Raw genomic sequence first — 16975 nt, forward strand, 5'->3', positions numbered from 1 at the left:
CACTTTATATGGTGGTTATGTGTCTATAATAATTAAGTCGCAAACTTCCGATTGCTTCTTCGAGTCTCGCTTTCCCAGGCGCCTTACCTCAACTAATTTTGGCTTTTATTGTAGCTCATAAGAAGCCAAAATGGATTTTCGGTTTCGGCTCTATGCCTCGGGAGTCTCGACTCGGTACGCAATCTATTTAAGCAATTTCACTATTGAAAAGTGGCATTGCTTACTTTATGAATCACACGTTTTACAGAAGATGCAGAAACGTTACAATCACTTGCGATATCAGTTTCTGAGCGAACTTGTGTTGCTTTATCTATAATGGCTTTCTGAACATGGTTTGAGATAAAACAGTTATCCTCAACAACATTTGTTTTAGAAGTAAAAGTCCGACCACAAACCCTACATTTAAAACGTTGTTTTAACAGATTTAAATACACTGCTATCTCTTGGAATCTTAAAAAAGTAATTCGCGATAAACGTTTTCCGTGTTTGTGTATTCGGTTTGGATTCGTATGATAACAGTGAGGACAAGTCATAGGCTTGTATGAAAGGGTACCAAAGATGACGTTAGATTTCTTACCTCTAATAACTACATCTTCTTCAACTTTAGTGATTTTAATATTATTATCTTTAATTTTTAGTAACTTTAATATATCATTACACATAGGCGCAATATGTCTCCTTTATTTTTGGTTTAGTCACTTAAAATGATAGAGGCATTTGCGCTATTTTTGTACAAAAAAGCAGGACGACTTATGTCATCCCACCATAAAAAATGAAGAACCATTATTTTTTATGTTGTTTCTTTATATATTTTGAAAAGTCGATTTGCGCAAGTAATGGATCATGATCACTCGCACGGCCAGCCATTTCAGTGAAATCACTATTAACATGAATCATATCAAGACGTGTTTGTGGTGCCAAATGTTTAGACACTAAAACATGGTCTAATGTTTGTGTATTCCCTTGGTAAACGTAAGAATATCTTGTTTTCTTAGGCACTGTGTTGACCATATTTTTAAGGCCATAACTTTCAAATGTTTTCAATGAAGGTGTCCATTGAAAATCGTTATAATCTCCAACCGAAATCACATGCGCTTGAGGATTTTGTTGTTGAACTTGTGAGACGAATGCACCTACACGTTTCGCAATTTCAACACGTTGAGGTTCAGTGCGAACGTTGACAGGTTGTTGACGTCCGAATAAGCCGTCATCACCGCGTTTAGATTTCCAATGGTTCGCGATAGCAATAACTTGTTGACCTTTGAATTCAAATTGTGCAGCTAAAGATTTTCGCACTTCTTTGAAGGCTGGATCCTGTGGTGAAATAAGTCCAGGGTTATGTGTTAATTGATTGTTTCGATATGCGACGGCTGTATCTGCATCACCCGGTTTAATTTGATTATCAAATTTAACACGATCTGGATTGTATAGGAAGCCGACGCGAATATTGGCATCCGGTTGACCCCCGTCTGCATTCATTTTAGGATCAATGTTCACATAGCGATAAGTTAGACCACCAGCCGCTTCTATTGCTTTAATGAGACGTTCATATGAAGCTTGGGCTTCGGGACCACCTTTGCCAGGACCATCGTTATCTTGCACTTCAGTAACACCGATAATATCAGGTTTTTTCATATCAGTAACAATGCCTTTAGCTAATTTTTGTGCCTTATCTTGACTTGACGTTTTCACATCATTTGAAAAGTTTTCAAGATTGTATGATGCAACAGTCAATTTATTTTCAGAAGGTTTAAGATAAGTACCTTGTTGTTGTGCTTTACCTTTTCGGTATGCGGCTTCCATGTCTTTTGAGTCAATATTGATTTTATAGTTTTGGAAACTGTAGTTAACATAACCGATGAGAGGTCCATTGAAGTGATCTCCAGTATTAACATTAAATTGATGAGCGCGATTTTCGCTATCATTCATTTTGAAAGCGATACGTTGCCCATTTTGATTGTCTTCTTTTAATAATACGCCACCATTTTTAGTTTCTTGGCGATTACGATTTAAAACAGTAAACACTTCTCCGTGAGATTGAGGGCCTACACTTCGAACATTTCCTATTTGCACACGCATACCTTCTAACGATTCCCAATAATCTATGGCGTATTTTTTAGGATTATATACTGAGAAATGTTGATCAGACGCGATAGTTTTAGGTATTTTTTTAATTTTAATCGGTTCTGGTAAAGGTTGATTATGTTTTAATGTCATGATATTTCCATTTTTAGAAGTACGTGCATCAATTTCTGTAAGAGGCAGATCCGTTTGTTGCTTCGTATCATAACCTTCGATCGCATACTCATCAACCATACCTGAAACTTGCACTAGATCACCGACTTTGACGGATGGTGCAGCGTGGCCTGCATAAACTATAATCCCCTCTGACGTATTAGGGTCTTTGTCTTTATATTTGTCTGGTGTTTGTAAATGGAAATAATGATTCCCTTTTACTTGATATTGATATGTAACGATGCCTTCAACATTGTGAACATGTTGACCCTTCAAAGGGGAGAAGTGTCCTGCACCTTGAATATCATGAATTTGAATAGAGTGTGTGGATTGTGCTTGTCCTTGTGCATTTGCGAATGAATTTTGCGCGTGAAAAACAGGGGGTGCCAGCAGTAAGCTTAAAACAACAGTTTTACCAATTAACTTCTTTTTCAATAGATTGCCTCCTAAAATATATATTTCATATTTAGTATATCAAAAGAGGAATATAAAGAATGTAAAAATTGAGTAAAATATAGAGTTGAAGTGGGGGCAATTTCTCACTACAAATAAGTTGATGATGCTAAAAGCGTTAAATTGCTATATTTGGGAAGAGCTATCGCCTATATAGGTTATTTTTGTAACTCGTATGCCTTCAAGTAATCATTTTTTATTTTCTTCATTGTGTTCTAAATGTTTAAGGAGTGTATGGTAAATTTCATCAATCAGTTTGGTTGCTGCTAAAACTTCTTGATCTGATAAATGAAGTTCGTTTAAAAGTGACATTTGCAGCTCAGTTATGCGCTGTGCTAGAGTATCGTGTAATTGTCGACCCGATGAAGAGAGATTTAACAATTTTTCTCTTTTGTCTTCGCCAGTATGGATAGTCAACCAGTTCTTTTCATTGAGTACTTTCAATATTTTTCGTGTCGTCGGTTTTTCAATCGAACGACGCTTTGAAATTTGGACAAGTGTTGTGTTGGGATGCGCAGCGATATCTTTTAATACAAGCCATTGTGCAGAGTGTAAATCATATTCGTCCAATAAAGGTTGGACATATTTAATATATGGGCGATGAAGTTTCATCAAATCATCAAACAATACTGAAGGTTTCATAATGACTCCCTTTCTGTTGTGTAATAGCTTGATTATATCACGTCATCTAAATAGACAAAAAGCAGAGCGTTTATGATAGCTTTAAATATCTGAATCATATCTATTTGATTTAATATAGAGGGTTCAAGCATCATTTAAAAGATTTTAAATAGATGCGTGATGAATGGGGTGACACAATATAAAAGGTATCAAACGTATCGCGCTAAATTAAGTGTATATCGAGATTTCATGAATGATATTTGTTAAAATGAAGCCAAGGCTTACGAAGTGGGAGGTAAGTAAATGTTAGATATAGAATTAGATCATATCATTCATTATATACATGGCTTAAATCGTTTTGAATTTCCTGGGAAATATTTAGAAATTCAAAATGGCGGCCAACATGAATCGCTAGGGACATTCAATCGCTTAGTTCAGATTGATTTATCCTATATTGAGTTGTTAGACATTTATAATCAAGGGAAAATGAAACAACAATCAAAAACGCAAAATGGTAAATATTCATTTGCCAAGACCATTGTGGAAAGTGATTATAAGCAAGGTTTTAAAAAGCTCTGCTTTAGAACGCATGATATTGTCAAACTTAAGAAAGCGTTCGAAGCACGTGGACTGGAAACAGTGGGTCCTATCACAATGACACGTGAAAATAAAAAGGGACATACCGTTCAATGGCAACTTTTATACGTCAACAACCATCATTTTGATATGATGATGCCGTTTTTTATCCAGTGGCAAAAAACAGATGAAGAACGTGAAGCGGAATTGGAAGAAAACTTTCAAACAAACTTTAAAATCGACATGGTGACGTTCCAGTCTCATCATCGTCAAACAATGGTAGAAAACTGGAAGCAATGGTTTGATATGGACACGGTAGAAACTGCTGATCGCTATACGATATTACATAGCCCTGCAAAAAAGGTGAAATTTAAAATTGTAGAGGGTAAAGATGATGCAATCGATACGGTACAGTTTGTCGATCAAACCATTGATTCTCCAGTCTTAATTCGGACACGGGGTGCAAATTATCAATTCGTACCACCTCAAGAATAAATCGCCTGAAACACGATACGTATGATAAGCAATATATGAATAAGTGAGATGAAAACGGCTATTAGTGCAATGATAAGTTGTTTCGTTGTTCGATAAAGTAAAATCATATAGACACTTGTAACTAATGTAAAAGCAACAAAAATAACGCGCAAACTTAAGTAATCTATTCCAGTATTAAAACTAAGTGTAATTTCTATAATAATTAAGTTTATAATAGATAAAAAAATAAGTATGGTATTGCGCATTTAAGTACCTCCAGTGATTGTATTAGGTGATTGCTTGTTACTTGCAATTCCTTTTAAATGAGAGAAAGTGTGTCATGACAATTTTGAACTTGAATCGGCTCCGTTTGGATGACAAGTTGGCTTCCTCATTTTAAAATTAAAATGTCTATCTCATTGATTATTCAATGATACGTATGATTGATTATACTAAAAAATAAATAAAGACCATAATTTAAAGGAGTATTAACGTCAAAATGAAATTAATGAATATTACTGATCAAGCACATGACGCCTTTGTTAAAAGTCATCCGAATGGCGATTTATTACAATTGACAAAATGGGGAGAAACTAAAAAACTGACAGGCTGGTATGCGAAGCGAATTGCAGTCGGAGAAAATGGCGAAATTAAAGGGGTTGCCCAATTGCTATTTAAAAAAATACCGAAACTTCCCTACACGCTATGCTACGCTTCACGAGGCTTTGTCGTTGATTATTCAGATCAACGGGCGGTCAAAACTTTACTGGTCGAGGCCATCAAAGTCGCGAAAGATGAAAAAGCATATACAATTAAAATCGATCCCGACGTTGAAGTCGAGCAAGGGATGACAGTAGTGCAAGATTTATTAGATTTAGGATTTAAGCATAAAGGATTTAAAGAAGGCCTCGCAAAAGACTATATTCAACCGCGTATGACGATGGTGACACCTATTGATAAAAGTGATGATGCACTTATCCAAAGCTTTGAGAACCGTAATCGTTCAAAAGTAAGACTTGCACTTAAACGCGGAACGAAAGTAGAACGCAAAGGACGCGAAGATTTAAAAATATTTGCCAATTTAATGAAAGAAACGGGCGAAAGAGATGGCTTCTTAACGCGTGATGTTTCATATTTTGAAACGATTTATGATGCGTTACATCCTGATGGTGACGCAGAACTTTTCTTGGTTAAACTTGAGCCTAAGCCTGTATTAAAAGATTTGCGTGAGGAGCAAGAAAAATTAGAACAAGAGATTCAGGGGCTGTCAGAAAAAAATCAAGCCAATAAAAAAGTACGTAATAAATTAAAAGATGCACAACAAAAGCGTGATAAGAATCTTGCATTGATTAAAGATATGGAATCGCTAGAACGTACGCATCCAGATGGAATATACCTTTCAGGTGCGCTATTGATGTTTGCCGGTCAGAAATCTTATTACTTATATGGGGCGTCTTCTAATCATTATCGTGACTTTTTACCAAATCATCATATGCAGTTTAGAATGATGCAATATGCACGTGAAAAAGGTGCAACGACTTATGACTTTGGTGGTACAGACAATCAACCCGATAAAGATTCAAGTCACTATGGCTTATGGGCATTTAAAAAAGCATGGGGCACACACTTGAGTGAAAAAATAGGGGAGTTTGATTATGTGTTGAACCCAATCGTTTATAAAGCAGTTGAGCAGTTCAAACCACAACTCACACATTTAAAAATCAAACTGGTTCGTCGTATTAAAGCACTCCGAAATAAAGAAAACTAAATTAAAGCAAGGCACTGCTCACTTTAACAATGATAAGACGCTATACGGTTATCATTGCTTATGTTTGAGCAGTATTTTTGCGTTACATAAGGCAATTGTGAAATGAAATTTTAAAAAATGATGAATCAACGCTACTTAAGAATGAATGCGGGAGAAAGGGCGCGTTAAACTTGGTCAAAAAATTGATAGATTTTTCATTGTCAAATAAGTTTGCAATCATGTTAATGGTGATACTCATCGTATTGGGTGGGGCTTATGCGAGTTTTAAAATGAAGTTAGAACTTTTACCAGATACTGAACCACCAACAATGACGTTAACTACAACAATGCCAGGTGCAACACCAGAAACGGTGATGAAAGAAGTCAGTAACCCTATTGACGAAGAAATACGAGGCATGGCAGGTGTGACAAGTGTAAAAACAGAATCACTCTCCAATGCTTCAATGGTAACTGTAAATTTTGATGAAAAAACGAATCTCGATAAAGCAGAACAAGATATCGAAAAAGCTTTGAAAAAAATCGATTTCCCAGATGGTGTGCAAGAACCAGAAATCCGAAGAAGTACAGTGAACGCTTTTCCGGTTGTCGCATACTCTATTTTGCATGATCATGATGTTAAAGTGAGCACGAAAGAAGTGGAATCGCAATTAATTCCAAAGCTTCAAACAATTGATGGCGTGCAACGTGCAACTGTCAACGGACAAACGGAACGAAAAGTGACTGTTAAATTTGATGAACAAAAGTTACAAAAGGCAGGTCTTAACGCCCAACAAGTTTCAGATTATATTGAAGGAGCGACCAAAAAATCACCTTTAGGATTGTTTCAATTTGGTGATACAGAAAAATCGATTGTCATTGATGGTCAATATGCCTCAGTCGATGCACTGAAAAATATGGAGATTCCTTTAGCCATCGCTTCTCAATCATCAAGTCGTCCTCAACAGCAAGGGGATGATAAAAAAGAGAGTCAGGCATTGCAGTCAACACCATCGTCATCAGCACAGCCTACATCAGGACAATCTGCAAATGCAGCGGAAGCAACGCAATCTGTGCCATTAAAAAAACTTGCAGATATAAAACTTGCAGATGAAAGAGAATCCATTTCAAGAACGAATGGTAAAGATGCTGTCGATGTACAAATTATTAAAGCACAAGATGCAAACACTGTGGCTGTCGCAAATGAAGTCGATAAAACGGTGAAGGATTTTATTAAACAACACAAAGATTTAAAATCCGTACAAATTATGGATACCGCAAAACCGATTAAAGACGCTTTAAATACTATGATTGAAAAAGCATTACTCGGCGCAATTGTGGCTATTATCGTTATTTTACTGTTCCTTAGAAATGTAAGAATGACGGCTATCTCCGTAGTTTCGATTCCATTGTCAATACTCATTGCTATGGTGGCATTAAAACTGACTGACGTCTCATTAAATATTTTGACGCTAGGTGCTTTAACTGTTGCTGTCGGTCGTGTCATTGATGACTCCATTGTTGTTATTGAAAATATTTATCGGAGACTTACAAGAAAAGAGGAGTCGCTTTCCGGTGATCATTTAATTATTTCTGCAACGAAAGAAGTCTTTATTCCGATTATGTCTTCAACACTTGTAACGATTGTCGTTTTTGCACCTTTAGCTTTCGTTACGGGCTCTGTTGGACAAATGTTTAGACCGTTTGCCTATGCTGTCACATTTAGTTTACTTGCGTCACTATTAGTTTCTATTACGATTGTTCCAGTACTAGGGTCTGTATTCTTTAAAAATGGGATTAAACGTCAACCGAAGTCAGAGCTCGGTGTCATCAGTCGTTACTACAAAAAGGTATTAAGCTGGAGCTTAGATCATAAATGGATTGTTATTATTTTAAGCACACTACTACTAGTGGGAAGCGTTGTCTTAGGTACGATGAAAGTAGGAACAAGTTTCATATCTACTGGTGAAGATAAATTTATGGCGCTGACATATTCACCGAAACCAGGTGAAACGGAGCAAGGTGTTTTACATCATGCCGAACAAGTCGAAAAATATTTATCTAAGCAGAAACATGTTCAACATGTACAATATTCAGTTGGAGGCGCGTCGCCTATCGATCCAACAGGTTCAACGAATAGTATGGCGATGATGGTAAAATATGATACACATACGCCTAATTTTAAAGAGGAGCCAGACCGTGTCTTGAATCATATTAAGACCTATCATCATCCGGGCGACTGGAAAAACCTTGATATGGGCACAGGAGGCAAATCCAATACTTTAGAAGTCCAAGTTACAGGTCCTTCTACGGAAGAAATTGAAGGCACTGTCAAAGCGGTTCAAAAGAAAATGGCCAAAGTATCTGGTTTAACGAATGTCAAATCAGATTTAACAGAAACATATGATCAATATGAAGTTCAAGTCGATCCAAATAAAGCAGGTAAAACAGGTATCACATCAGCACAACTCGCAATGATGCTCAATCAAAATATTCCTGACATGACCATTTCAAAAGTGAAAGAGAAAAATCATACGTACAATGTTGTTGTTAAACGTGATAAACAAACGAATTGGACAAAAGAAAAATTAGAACAAACCTCATTACCATCTCCAACAGGTGAGAAATTGAAATTGAGTGATATCGCAACGTTAAAAACATCCTCAATGCCGAATAAACTCGTTAAAGAAGGCGGTGATTACACTAGCACCGTATCGGCTACGATTTCTGGAAAAGATGTCGGTTCTATTGCGCAAGAGGTAAGCAAACAAGTCAACCAAGTTAAAACTCCAAGTGATGTGCATACTTCTGTAGGAGGAACAAATAAAGACATCGAAGACGCATTTTCACAACTCATGTTTGCGATGCTTGCTGCTATTATTATTGTTTATTTAGTGCTTGTCCTTACATTTAAAGGCGGTCTCGCACCATTTACAATTTTATTTGCACTGCCATATACCGTGATTGGTGTTGTTCTTGCACTTATCTTAACAGGAGAAACGCTTTCGGTACCAAGTATGATTGGTTTACTGATGTTAATCGGTATTGTCGTGACAAATGCGATTGTATTAATTGATAGAGTGATTAATAATGAAAAATCAGGTATGTCGATGAAAGAAGCATTGCTTGAAGCGGGAGGCACGCGGATTCGTCCGATTTTGATGACTGCAATCGCAACGATTGGTGCACTGATTCCATTATTGTTTGGTCAAGACAATTCAATTTTAATTTCGAAAGGACTTGCTGCTACGGTAATCGGTGGGCTATTGTCATCAACGATATTGACACTTGTCGTAGTCCCTGTTATTTATGAAATCTTATTCACTCTTAGAAATAAATTAACGAGACGTCAGCATCGTTCATAAGTCGTTGACGTTCAGTGAGAGCTTTTGTAAGATAGAATCATTATCAATTTTCTAAACATTTGATAGGGCCATCACGATGAAGCTTGAAATGATGATGGCGAGAGATAAAGAGCATTCCGAATTGAAGGTCGCTACAAGTATTGAGCGCTTCAATTCGGTTATCTTTACTTAGATGTTTAAAAAGAACGAAGCGTAATTTCGATCAGCCATAATAATAAGGGGGACGATAAGATGGCGTACACAACAATACTCAGTGAGATTCCAGATAGTTATTTTGGTAAAACGATGGGGAAGAAGGTTGAACACGGCCCTTTACCCTTAATTAATTTAGCAGTAGGAATACCTGATGCTGATACACCAGATGTGATTATTAAAGCTTTACAAGAGGCTATTGTGAAGCCGGAAAATCAGAAATATTTAGCGTTTCAAGGTAAAGCGACCTTTAAACAAGCTATTGTTGATTTTTATGAACGTCAGTTTAATGTCATTTTAGATCCAGAAAAGGAAGTTTGTCTGTTTTATGGTACGAAGAACGGTTTAGTAGCCTTGCCTACATGTGTCATTGAACCAGGAGATGAAGTGCTATTGCCAGATCCGGGGTATACGGATTACCTTGCAGGTGTGTTATTAGCAAAAGGACAGCCTAAACCATTGAAACTGTCTAGAGCACGCCATTACTTACCCGATTGGAATGCGGTAGACACGACAAATACACGCCTTATTTATTTGACGTATCCGAATAATCCAACAGGTTCGGTAGCTACAAAAGCCTTTTTCCAAGACACAATTGACCGTTTTAAACAAACGAAGACGAAAATTGTTCATGATTTTGCGTATCAAGCCTTTGGATTTGACCAACCCAATCCGAGTATTCTACAGGCTGAAGGTGCAAAGTCTTGTGCTGTTGAAGTATTTTCTTTTTCTAAAGGTTATAATATGTCTGGCTATCGCGTTGGGTTCGCCGTCGGAAACGCTGAAATGATTGAAAATTTACAAAAATATCATACCCATACACAAGCCGGTATGTATGGTGCATTGCAAGATGCTTGTACAGTGGCATTAAACGAATGTGATGATGTATTACATGAACAGAGTCGTGTGTTTGGCCATCGTCGTGATTTAATCGAAAAAACACTAAATGAAGCAGAGATTCCGCATGAACCTATCAAAGGGGGCATTTTCCTCTGGTTGCAATGTCCAAATGGGTTTACTAGCGATGCGTTCATTGACTATTTGTTACAAGAAAAGTCAATACTTGCGGCGCCGGGTCATCCTTTTGGTGAAGAAGGGGAAGGTTACGTTCGAATTTCTTTTGCTATTGACGAAGCGCAATTAAATACCGCATTAGAAAGGTTAGTTTCTTTGAAAGCTTTATATCAAAACGATTCTACAAACTAAGAGGTTAAATTGATCGTTTTTTGACATATAAAAAGAGATGGCGCGTTACAGAAACCGGAACTTGCGGAAAAGTTTGAAATAAATAAAACGTTTTATCATAAAAAAGAAGCGCTAAGACGATTTTCTATTAAAGATCATCTTAGCGCTATTTATTTTGGGATTGAAGTCCCAGCCTCTTTTTTGAATACTTTTAATAAAAGCTAAAATAGGTTGAGATGTGGTCATATCTCAACATGGACCTGCTTATTGGTTTAATGGTTAGACTTTACAGGTTCTTCATTTTTTATGGTGGGATGACATAAGTCATCCTGCTTTTTTTGTACAAAAATAGCGCAAATGCCTCTATAATTTTAAGTGACTAAACCAAAAATAAAGGAGACATATTGCGCCTATGTGTAATGATATATTAAAGTTACTAAAAATTAAAGATAATAATATTAAAATCACTAAAGTTGAAGAAGATGTAGTTATTAGAGGTAAGAAATCTAACGTCATCTTTGGTACCCTTTCATACAAGCCTATGACTTGTCCTCACTGTTATCATTCGAATCCAAACCGAATACACAAACACGGAAAACGTTTATCGCGAATTACTTTTTTAAGATTCCAAGAGATAGCAGTATATTTAAATCTGTTAAAACAACGTTTTAAATGTATGGTTTGTGGTCGGACTTTTACTTCTAAAACAAATGTTGTTGAGGATAACTGTTTTATCTCAAACCATGTTCAGAAAGCTATTATAGATAAAGCAACACAAGTTCGCTCAGAAACTGATATCGCAAGTGATTGTAACGTTTCTGCATCTTCTGTAAAACGTGTGATTCATAAAGTAAGCAATGCCACTTTTCAATAGTGAAATTGCTTAAATAGATTGCGTACCGAGTCGAGACTCCCGAGGCATAGAGCCGAAACCGAAAATCCATTTTGGCTTCTTATGAGCTACAATAAAAGCCAAAATTAGTTGAGGTAAGGCGCCTGGGAAAGCGAGACTCGAAGAAGCAATCGGAAGTTTGCGACTTAATTATTATAGACACATAACCACCATATAAAGTGTACAGCCACTTTACATCATCAAATGATAAGTATGCATGGATTTATACAAAAATAAAAGCGATGATAATATAAATAACGAGTATAAAAAGGGTCATCATATTTAAAATTTGAACCCCTTTTTCATCTCCTTTAGAATGTTTGAAGGCTGTTATTTCAACATTACCAATCAGTAGTAAGAGTACGACAAATAACCACCAAGTTTGTGCGGGGTAGTAAATGAGAGAAGTCGCAACAACGATAATTAATAAAATTCCCATAATCGCGCGTAATATTTTAGGCATCGCGATTTGTAATTTAAAGATACTGATATATCCTACGATTAAGTACATCAGTGGAAGTAAGATAAGATAAGCTAACATGAAGTACATCCTTTCTGTATCGTCCTATTAAGGCATTGTGGGACATTACTGCTGTTGTAGTTCAGCGCGAATGTCAGCAATTTGATGTTCGATGTGCTCAAGTTGTCTAACGAGTGGATCTACTTGCTGTGAAGTTGATTCGCGTTTCTCTATATCTCCTTGTATACGAATGTAATCCAGCTTAAGTTCTTGTAACTGATTTTCTAAATCCATAAGTTTCCTCCTTGAATGAATCTCTACTATTATAGCATGTTCACATTGCTTTATTAAAACGTTTTACAGTAACATAGAATTAAGTAATTTTTGAAAGGTATTTTCTAGGGGGTGTAGCATGACAGAGAATTTCTTGATGATTTTACTTCTCATTGCTGTAGGCTACGTACTTAAGCGAATCGGGTTTATTCAGGGACATGAGAGTCACGTTCTTTCTGTACTAGTTTTAAATGTGACACTTCCCGCAGTGGTCATTGTAAACTTAAATCATGTGACTTTAAATCCGTCACTCACCATACTTCCAATCATGATGTTGATATACGGGATTATCACTAAAATACTTATCGTTATTCTCTTTATTAAATATAATAACGAAATCAGAGGTACGGTAGCGATGATGATGGCGGCTTTAAATATTGGAATTTTTGCCTATCCACTCGTTCAACAAATTTGGCCAGAAAAGGGCTTGCTTTATTTTGGTATGGCAGATATTGGGGGAGCCATTGTCATGTTTGGTTTGACCTATTTTGCAGCGAGTTATTTTAAGCAAGTGGGTGGCGGCTTTAATCCTAAACAAGTCGGACTCAATATGCTCAAGTCAGTCCCATTAATGACGTATATTGTGATGTTGACACTTAATCTTTTGCAATTACACTTACCGAGTTTTGCAATTCACTTTTTCGAGATTTTAGGACACGCAAATTTACCATTGTCGATGATTTTATTAGGTGTTCTAATGGACTTTAAAATCGAACGTCAATTTTTACCATTGACTCTAAAATATCTCGTTATACACTATGGTTTCGGTATTTTGTTTGGTACGCTTGTGTATTATTTTCTACCTGTCCAAGATGAGATGGTTAAAACGACATTACAATTGACTTGGTTATTGCCTGTAGGTGTTGCAGCACTTTCGTATGCGGTTCAATTTAAATATAAAACGTTACCTGTCATTGCTATGGCCAGTAATGTGACCATTGTAATAAGTATTGTTATTTTTTACGTCTATCAATATCTGTTTGTCTGATTGGGGAAGGATAAGTTAAGCTCGAACATTAATTAAATATGCGAGATTGAATAGGTATATAAAAGAAGCGTTGGCAAATCATGTTGCCTACGCTTCTTTTGTAAATGCTTGCAAGTCGATTGAATCGTCTAAGATGGGCTGTTTACACTTTTATTGATATATCTTGAACTTTTGATATTCTGAAGTAATATTAAAACCGAGTTCATGAAAACGGGTAACTAAACGATGATTTTTACTGCGTATTTTAAAATAAACACGGTCTATTTGAGGACGAGATAAAGCACGATGTATTGCATGTTGGATCAAATCAAAAGCGATGCCTTTTAAACGATAGTCTGAATGACTAGAAAAATATTTAATTTCAGCATGGTGTTGTGCTTCGTCATAGATTAAATATAAGTAACCTTTTAAAAGACCCTCTGCCATATACAGGACGAGTTCATGCTGATCATCTAGTGATGCGATAATTTCTTTTGCTGTCATTGCATGATGTGTAAACGTATCTTCATGTAATTTTTGGAAATAACGATGATACGCTTTAGCATATGGAACAATGTGACGTAAGTTGTCGGTTTCGCCCAAATCTTGACTCGTTTCTAAATGATAATCTGTAAACGTGTAAGATGCGCCAATGTTTTTCATATAGTCTTTGATTAATTCATGATGAACTGAAAATGCAAAATAATAGGTAGATGGTTGCGTATGTTGTGCTGTCATTTGATCAAATAACTGCTTAAATACCTCTCCAGAAGATGTGTAATCTTTCTGTTTAATAGGACCGATTACTTTATAACGGTTTTCCGCGTAGCTCATACACAGTAAAACCAGTTTAATGTCTTGGGCTTCTTCAACGACAAATATGCCAGTTTCGCGATCAACTGTTTCTAAAAAGTTTTCTAAAGCATCAATATGGTCAAGTGGCAGTTTATTTGTATATGATTGTTTTTCAGTGGCATAAGTTTGTATAAATGACGCAATTTCTCGACTGGGAGTGACTTGACTAATCTTCATCGTGCGCCTCCTTAGTATGATACTTTACTTCATTATAAGTATTTTCGATTTGAAATGAAAGGCGTATGTCGACTGAAATAAACGTCTAAAAAGAATAGACTTCGATATGTTTGTAGGTGATGAGCTCAGCGATTCAGCGCTTATCATTTTGAGTATCGAGGTCTAATAGTTATGAAGGATGAGTGTGAGTCATTTGAAATGATTTCAACCTTTTCTATTAATTTTGATGGGGCGTGTTACAATAAAAATGAAGAAGTGTTATTTGATGGAGGAATGAACAATTAATGAAGTCACTCATTTTAGCAGAAAAACCCTCAGTAGGGCGTGATATTGCACAAGCGCTAAGTGTTAACTCAAAGAAAGAAGGCTACTTTGAGAACCAACGTTATATTGTGACTTGGGCATTAGGTCACTTGGTAACAAATGCAACACCAGAACAATATGATAAAAAATATGAACGCTGGCAATTGAATGATTTACCGATTATCCCGAAGCATATGAAAACAGTTGTCATTGGTAAAACGAGAAAACAGTTCAACACGGTTCAACATTTGATGAAAAGAAATGATGTCAATGAAATAATTATTGCCACAGATGCAGGACGCGAAGGGGAGCTAGTTGCACGCTTAATTATTGAAAAAGCACATGTTAAAAAACCCATCAAGCGTTTATGGATTAGTTCAGTAACAACAAAAGCCATCAAAGAGGGCTTTAAAAAATTGAAAGATGGTCGAGCATACAACGACCTTTATCAAGCCGCATTAGCAAGAAGTGAAGCCGACTGGATTGTCGGAATTAATGCGACACGTGCATTAACAACGAAGTATGATTCCCAACTCTCTCTAGGCCGTGTTCAGACGCCTACTATTCAGTTAGTAGCAATGAGACAAGAAGAGATTAAGCATTTTAAGCCGCAACATTATTATACGCTTGAAATCAATGTGAAAGGGTCAACGTTTGTCTATCAGCATGAGAAGCGGATATATGAACGTGCACAATTAGAAAAACTAGCTCAAAAAGTGAATCACGCGCAAGCGCTCGTGAAAAAAGTCGTGACGAAAGAAAAGAAAACATATCCTGCGCCGTTGTTTAATTTAACAGATTTACAACAAGCCGCTTATCAACGCTATCGTTTAGGCGCAAAGCAGACTTTGAACACACTACAACAACTTTATGAACGGCATAAACTTGTTACGTATCCGCGTACAGATTCTAGTTACTTAACAACAGACATGGTAGATACTTTGAAAGAGCGTATACAGGCGACAATGGGAACGGAATATCAGCCGCATGCACGTGGACTGATGAATCAACGTTTCACGAAACAGTTGCCTTTTGTAAATAATCAAAAAGTATCTGATCACCATGCCATTATCCCTACAGAAGTCCGCGCAAACATGGCAGATTTATCAATACAAGAAAAGAAAATTTATCTATTGATTGTTCAGCGCTTTTTGGAAGCTTTATCTGCCCCTTATCGCTATAGAGAAACACAAGTCGAAGTAGAGCTCTTGGGCAAAACGTTTGTGTATAAATCTAAAGAAACGATAGACATGGGCTTTAAGGCTTTACAAGAAAATGTAGATACGATCCATCCGACCATTCAGTTTCAGCAAGGTGAACGGTTATCCGTGAATGAATATGATATTAAAACGCATGAAACATCAGCGCCCCCTTATTTTAATGAAGGTTCTCTATTAAAAGCGATGGAACGACCAGAAAAATTTTTTGATTTAAAAGATAAAAAATCAGCACAAACACTTAAAGTGACTGGTGGTATCGGTACAGTGGCGACACGTGCAGATATTATAGATAAACTTTTTCATATGAACGCAATTGAAAGTCAGGACGGTAAAATTAAGGTTACGTCTAAAGGAAAGCAAATATTAGATTTAGCACCTGAATCACTTACATCGCCACTCTTAACGGCGCAATGGGAAGATAAACTGCTTCAAATTGAAAAGGGCCAGTATCAACGCAAACAGTTTATTCAAGAAATGAAAGATTTTACAAATGAAATCATTCATACGATTAAATCGAGTGAACAAAAATATAAACATGATAATTTAACATCTGCAGAATGTCCAACTTGTGGAAAGTTTATGTTAAAAGTAAAAACGAAAAACGGCTCAATGCTCGTCTGCCAAGATCCATCATGTAAAACTAAAAAAGATGTTAAAACCCAAACCAAAGCGCGTTGTCCACAATGTAAAAAACGTTTGACTAAATTTGGTACAGGTAAACAAGCGACGTATCGTTGTTCGTGTGGCTATACTGAAACACAAGTGCAAATGGATAAAAGATTTAAAAATAAAGGCAAAGATAAAGTAAATAGAAAAGATATGAAAAAGTATATGAAAGAGGATACGTTGGAAAACAATCCATTCAAAGATGCATTGAAAGGTTTAAACTTATAAGTAAGATGAAAATCGAACAAAAATCTATT

General features: G+C 36.4%; 14 protein-coding genes. 7 read left to right on the forward strand and 7 right to left on the reverse strand.

Going from position 1 to position 16975, the window contains the following annotated elements:
• Window positions 1–200: 200 nt before the first annotated feature.
• The 3 genes from MUA40_RS02940 to MUA40_RS02950 all read right to left on the reverse strand — a co-directional run bounded on the left by MUA40_RS02940 (window position 201) and on the right by MUA40_RS02950 (window position 3330).
• Window positions 201–662 carry a transposase family protein gene (locus MUA40_RS02940; RefSeq protein WP_155976508.1) on the reverse strand — a complete coding sequence of 154 codons (462 nt, stop codon included), beginning with the start codon at window positions 660–662 and terminating at the stop codon, window positions 201–203.
• A 121-nt stretch (window positions 663–783) separates the two neighbouring features.
• Window positions 784–2670 (reverse strand): endonuclease/exonuclease/phosphatase family protein, encoded by a 1887-nt coding sequence (locus MUA40_RS02945; protein WP_262569873.1) that lies wholly within the window; start codon window positions 2668–2670, stop codon window positions 784–786.
• A 207-nt stretch (window positions 2671–2877) separates the two neighbouring features.
• Window positions 2878–3330 (reverse strand): MarR family winged helix-turn-helix transcriptional regulator, encoded by a 453-nt coding sequence (locus tag MUA40_RS02950; RefSeq protein WP_016426335.1) that lies wholly within the window; start codon window positions 3328–3330, stop codon window positions 2878–2880.
• A gap of 282 nt (window positions 3331–3612) precedes the next feature.
• Here MUA40_RS02950 and MUA40_RS02955 point away from each other — a divergent pair, with 282 nt between their 5' ends.
• Window positions 3613–4380, forward strand: coding sequence for a VOC family protein (locus MUA40_RS02955; RefSeq protein WP_016426336.1), 768 nt, complete (start codon window positions 3613–3615; stop codon window positions 4378–4380).
• Here MUA40_RS02955 and MUA40_RS02960 read toward each other — a convergent pair.
• A complete protein-coding gene (locus MUA40_RS02960) occupies window positions 4371–4625 on the reverse strand; it encodes a hypothetical protein (protein ID WP_016426337.1) in 255 nt (84 codons plus the stop codon). The two genes, MUA40_RS02955 and MUA40_RS02960, sit on opposite strands and share 10 nt — an antisense overlap.
• A 233-nt stretch (window positions 4626–4858) precedes the next feature.
• On the opposite strand from MUA40_RS02960, the gene MUA40_RS02965 reads away from it, so the two are divergent.
• The 4 genes from MUA40_RS02965 to MUA40_RS02980 all read left to right on the forward strand — a co-directional run bounded on the left by MUA40_RS02965 (window position 4859) and on the right by MUA40_RS02980 (window position 11719).
• The gene (locus MUA40_RS02965) at window positions 4859–6127 is read left to right on the forward strand and encodes a lipid II:glycine glycyltransferase FemX (RefSeq protein WP_167732971.1); all 1269 of its coding nucleotides are present in this window, start codon (window positions 4859–4861) and stop codon (window positions 6125–6127) included.
• A 170-nt stretch (window positions 6128–6297) separates the two neighbouring features.
• A complete protein-coding gene (locus tag MUA40_RS02970) occupies window positions 6298–9468 on the forward strand; it encodes an efflux RND transporter permease subunit (protein WP_016426339.1) in 3171 nt (1056 codons plus the stop codon).
• Between the two features lie 231 nt (window positions 9469–9699).
• Window positions 9700–10866, forward strand: coding sequence for an aminotransferase class I/II-fold pyridoxal phosphate-dependent enzyme (locus MUA40_RS02975; RefSeq protein WP_167732969.1), 1167 nt, complete (start codon window positions 9700–9702; stop codon window positions 10864–10866).
• A gap of 391 nt (window positions 10867–11257) precedes the next feature.
• Entirely contained in the window at window positions 11258–11719 is a 462-nt protein-coding gene (locus tag MUA40_RS02980) for a transposase family protein (RefSeq protein ID WP_155976504.1), read from the forward strand.
• Window positions 11720–11960: 241 nt separating this feature from the next.
• On the opposite strand, the gene mspA is transcribed toward MUA40_RS02980, so the two are convergent.
• Together mspA and MUA40_RS02990 are read right to left on the reverse strand one after the other, a co-directional pair.
• Complete coding sequence (gene mspA, locus MUA40_RS02985) at window positions 11961–12278, reverse strand: membrane stabilizing protein MspA (protein ID WP_016426343.1); 318 nt, start codon at window positions 12276–12278, stop codon at window positions 11961–11963.
• A gap of 45 nt (window positions 12279–12323) precedes the next feature.
• The gene (locus MUA40_RS02990) at window positions 12324–12491 is read right to left on the reverse strand and encodes an SE1832 family protein (protein WP_016426344.1); all 168 of its coding nucleotides are present in this window, start codon (window positions 12489–12491) and stop codon (window positions 12324–12326) included.
• Window positions 12492–12609: 118 nt separating this feature from the next.
• Here MUA40_RS02990 and MUA40_RS02995 point away from each other — a divergent pair, with 118 nt between their 5' ends.
• Complete coding sequence (locus MUA40_RS02995) at window positions 12610–13518, forward strand: AEC family transporter (protein ID WP_016426345.1); 909 nt, start codon at window positions 12610–12612, stop codon at window positions 13516–13518.
• 150 nt (window positions 13519–13668) lie between these two features.
• On the opposite strand, the gene MUA40_RS03000 is transcribed toward MUA40_RS02995, so the two are convergent.
• Entirely contained in the window at window positions 13669–14529 is an 861-nt protein-coding gene (locus MUA40_RS03000) for a GNAT family N-acetyltransferase (protein WP_016426346.1), read from the reverse strand.
• Window positions 14530–14813: 284 nt separating this feature from the next.
• Here MUA40_RS03000 and MUA40_RS03005 point away from each other — a divergent pair, with 284 nt between their 5' ends.
• Window positions 14814–16946, forward strand: a complete 2133-nt coding sequence (locus MUA40_RS03005; protein WP_126496512.1) for a DNA topoisomerase III — start codon at window positions 14814–14816, stop codon at window positions 16944–16946.
• Window positions 16947–16975 lie beyond the last annotated feature (29 nt).

The sequence above is a fragment of the Staphylococcus schleiferi genome, from assembly GCF_025558325.1.
Classification (GTDB): Bacteria; Bacillota; Bacilli; order Staphylococcales; family Staphylococcaceae; genus Staphylococcus; species Staphylococcus schleiferi.

Bases quoted from the DNA above. Each gene is read 5' to 3' on its own strand.
- MUA40_RS02965 (WP_167732971.1), top strand. From the start codon at position 4,859: ATGAAATTAATGAATATTACTGATCAAGCACATGACGCCTTTGTTAAA.
- MUA40_RS02995 (WP_016426345.1), top strand. From the start codon at position 12,610: ATGACAGAGAATTTCTTGATGATTTTACTTCTCATTGCTGTAGGCTAC.
- MUA40_RS02975 (WP_167732969.1), top strand. From the start codon at position 9,700: ATGGCGTACACAACAATACTCAGTGAGATTCCAGATAGTTATTTTGGT.
- MUA40_RS02960 (WP_016426337.1), bottom strand. From the start codon at position 4,625: ATGCGCAATACCATACTTATTTTTTTATCTATTATAAACTTAATTATT.
- MUA40_RS03000 (WP_016426346.1), bottom strand. From the start codon at position 14,529: ATGAAGATTAGTCAAGTCACTCCCAGTCGAGAAATTGCGTCATTTATA.
- MUA40_RS02990 (WP_016426344.1), bottom strand. From the start codon at position 12,491: ATGGATTTAGAAAATCAGTTACAAGAACTTAAGCTGGATTACATTCGT.
- MUA40_RS02955 (WP_016426336.1), top strand. From the start codon at position 3,613: ATGTTAGATATAGAATTAGATCATATCATTCATTATATACATGGCTTA.
- mspA (WP_016426343.1), bottom strand. From the start codon at position 12,278: ATGTTAGCTTATCTTATCTTACTTCCACTGATGTACTTAATCGTAGGA.
- MUA40_RS02980 (WP_155976504.1), top strand. From the start codon at position 11,258: ATGTGTAATGATATATTAAAGTTACTAAAAATTAAAGATAATAATATT.
- MUA40_RS02950 (WP_016426335.1), bottom strand. From the start codon at position 3,330: ATGAAACCTTCAGTATTGTTTGATGATTTGATGAAACTTCATCGCCCA.
- MUA40_RS03005 (WP_126496512.1), top strand. From the start codon at position 14,814: ATGAAGTCACTCATTTTAGCAGAAAAACCCTCAGTAGGGCGTGATATT.
- MUA40_RS02940 (WP_155976508.1), bottom strand. From the start codon at position 662: ATGTGTAATGATATATTAAAGTTACTAAAAATTAAAGATAATAATATT.